Here is a 2,838-nt window from a genome sequence, read left to right on the forward strand (position 1 = left end):
ACCTCGCCCTCGCCCCCGACCGCGCCCTCGCCCCCGACCGCGCCCGCGCCCGCGCCCGCGACCGCGACCGCGACCTCGCCCGCGCGCGCAACGACTTCACCGGTGCGGACCTACAAGGGATTGACCTCGGCAAGGTCAATCTGAAGGGAGTCCGGTGGTCGGAAGCCACAACCCGGTGGCCCGCTGAACTGGTGGACCAGGTTCGCCGAAACTCGGTGGAAATCGAGCCAGGGCTGTTCGAGATCCGGGGCGGCACCACCCACGCGCCGACACCTGCCCACCTCTGAAAGCTGATAGTCTGCCAGCCGCTGTGCCGAGGTCGACTGTGTAAACAGCCCTTGAGTTCCCGGCTACCCCTCCTCTGACTGCCTGCACGGCAGTCAGAGGAGGGGTAATCACTGGCGTCCATGGCAGCGGGGGGTGTGCCACCAACGGGAGTTGCGACCCGTACCCGTAAAAACACGACGCCCCCGGCCGGGGAAGACATCCCCGGCCCGGGGCCGTGGGATGGTGACGGGTGGCTCAGGCCAGCACTCTGATGCTGCCGCCGACGACGGTGGTGCGGGCGGCGTGGGCGTGGCCGGTACACAGCCGCAGGGTGCCGCCATGGGCGTCGGCGAGCAGATGGGTCACCGATTCGGTACAGGGCGCGCAGAGGTGGTGGTAGTCCCAGGAGCGGGCGCACCGGGTGCAGCCGGTCTGTCCACCGGTGCTCACGAGCGTGGCGCCGTGCTCCGGGCAGACCCCCCACGGAAGTCCGCACCGTCCAGGCGCGGCGGCGCGGCGCATCCGGGCGAGCGCCGCCCCGGCGGCCTGAAGATCATCGATGGCGGCCCGGATCGCGGCGCCGGCCGCGTCCAGCCGGTAGCCGACCTGCCCGGTGTCGCCGCCGATCGCGGCCATCTCTTGGCCGGCCGCGTCCAGGTCGGCGGCGAGCCGGCCGGCACGGCGGGCCAAGGCGGTAACGGCAGTCGGGTTCGGCAACGCCGCGGGCGTCCGCCCGTTGCGGGCGGTCATCGGGGGCCGGCCTGGTTGCGGTCTTTCAGCCACAACGCGGCGTAGGTGGCTTCCACGGCCATCCGGTCGAACCAGCTGGCGGCGGCCGCGTCCGGACTCGCGCCGTCCACGCACACGCGGACCCCACCGGGGAGCAGCAGCCACGGGCGGACGAGGAACGGGGCCGCTGATTTCGGGGGCAGCTCGGCGCGGGCGTACTCGGTCGGGTCGGCCCACACGGTGACGGCCAACGCCGACCGGCGGGTGTTCCCGGCCGGGGCGGGCTCTGGAAAAGTAGACACGGATCTATGCCTCCTGGTCGTGACAGGGGTGTGGATCAAGGCCCCGGGTCGGCGTGGGCGCGCCGGTTCGGGGCCGCCCGGTAGCGGGCGGCGTCGGGAGATGTCTCCGACGGCTCGCGGCGGGCCGGACGGCTACAGTGCGCGGGGGCGGGGAAAAGAAAAGGTCAGGAGGCGGTCTGGTCGGGGGTGGGAAGCCGGTAGACCGACTCGGTCCGCCGGGTCTCCGCCGCCATCGGCCGACTGCTCTTGAGAACCTCACCCGCGGTGTGCATGCCTTCCAGCCGCCGGTAGACATGGCTGGCGTGCATACCGACGGCGGCCGCGACCTCCCGGACACTGGCCCCGCCGGCGGCGGCGAGCGCGGCCCGGATCTGCTCCTCGGTCGACGGCGGCAACGGCGGGAGCCCGACACCGGTGCCGTCCCAGTCGAACCGGGCCGACACGTCGGCGCCACGCGCGGTCAACCGCCGGCGGGACCGCCGCACGGTCAGGTTCGGGAACGCCGCACGGATCATCGCCCGCATCGTGTCGATCTCCCCGGCGGCCTCGGCCCGGTCCCACTCCGCGGCCACATCCGCGGCCACCGCCGCCGGATCGGCCGGCACCTCCAACGCGGCCAGCCTGCTGGTGAGCACGTCGATCCGCCGCAGCAGCGGTTCCATCGATGTGTGCACCCGCTGGACCCCCCAGCGGGCGGTCTTCTCCGCCAACGCGTCGGCTTCGGCGTTCAAATGGGCGATCTCCGCGTCGAGCGCGGCCCGCTCATCGACGGTCGCGGCGATCCGGGCCACCACCGTGGCCGCCCGCCGCGGGTCCGACAGCCGGCTTTGCACGGCGATCGCGACCGCGGCCTGGGCCGCCTGGCCGTCGATGAAGTTCCGGCCACAGCCGGGCCGGCCCGGTTCCCGCCGGCACCGGTACTCGCTTTTCACCCCGCCGTCGGGGTAGGGCGGCTCCTGCGAGCGGTGTAAGCCGTACATGCGCCGACCGCAGCCGTCGCAAGTCAGCAGACCGGACAGCACATGCACCCGCCCCGGCGGGCGTCCCGGGCGGCGCGCCGCCAGCAACGCGCACAGCCGTTCCCACTCCTCGCGGGACACTACTGGTTCGGCGTTGCGCATCGTCCCGATGATCTCACCGTTGATCTCGATGAGGCCGGCCAGCGAGGGCCGTTGCAGCATGCTTGCGAGCATCCCCCGGGTCCAGGGTTTCCCCCCGATCGTGTGCAGGCCCTGGGCGTTGAGTTCGGCGGCGAGCGTCGAGACGGTCACGGTCCCGGCCAGCAGCCGGCGGTAGCAGTCCCGGATGGCCGCCCGTTCCCGGTCGACGACCTCCGGGGCAATCCGCTGGCGGGGATCACCGGATTCCCAGCCGTCGGGTTTCGGCTGCCAGCGCGCCATCCCGAAGCCCGGCGTGCCGAACGGGCTCAACCCGCGGCGGGCCTTGCGTCGCCGTCCCCGCTTCGACCGTTCGGAGATCTTGTCGGACTCCGCGGCCGCCGCGGTCATCGCGTCCCGGAACGCCTTGCGGCCATCCGCGC

At 73.1% G+C, this 2,838-nt stretch carries 3 protein-coding genes and 1 pseudogene; 1 reads left to right on the plus strand and 3 read right to left on the minus strand.

Features of this window, described 5'->3' with window-relative positions:
• Positions 1–287, plus strand: a pseudogene (locus tag U9980_RS27190) (hypothetical protein); the annotation flags it as partial.
• Between the two features lie 235 nt (positions 288–522).
• Here the strand turns inward: U9980_RS27190 and U9980_RS27195 are convergent.
• From U9980_RS27195 to U9980_RS27205, 3 genes are all read right to left on the minus strand, one after another.
• The gene (locus U9980_RS27195) at positions 523–1,017 is read right to left on the minus strand and encodes a hypothetical protein (RefSeq protein ID WP_322770539.1); all 495 of its coding nucleotides are present in this window, start codon (positions 1,015–1,017) and stop codon (positions 523–525) included.
• The gene (locus U9980_RS27200) at positions 1,014–1,298 is read right to left on the minus strand and encodes an energy transducer TonB (RefSeq protein WP_322770540.1); all 285 of its coding nucleotides are present in this window, start codon (positions 1,296–1,298) and stop codon (positions 1,014–1,016) included. Before U9980_RS27200 ends, U9980_RS27195 begins: the two co-directional genes overlap by 4 nt.
• A gap of 164 nt (positions 1,299–1,462) precedes the next feature.
• Positions 1,463–2,838 (minus strand): recombinase family protein (locus tag U9980_RS27205; protein WP_322770541.1); only part of this gene is annotated, 1,376 nt, incomplete at its 5' end.

This window comes from Protofrankia sp. Cr1 (assembly GCF_963555865.1).
GTDB lineage: Bacteria > Actinomycetota > Actinomycetes > Frankiales > Frankiaceae > Protofrankia.

What these genes read in the sequence shown, in the direction of transcription:
- U9980_RS27195 (WP_322770539.1), bottom strand. Translation starts at nt 1,017, where the DNA reads ATGACCGCCCGCAACGGGCGGACGCCCGCGGCGTTGCCGAACCCGACT.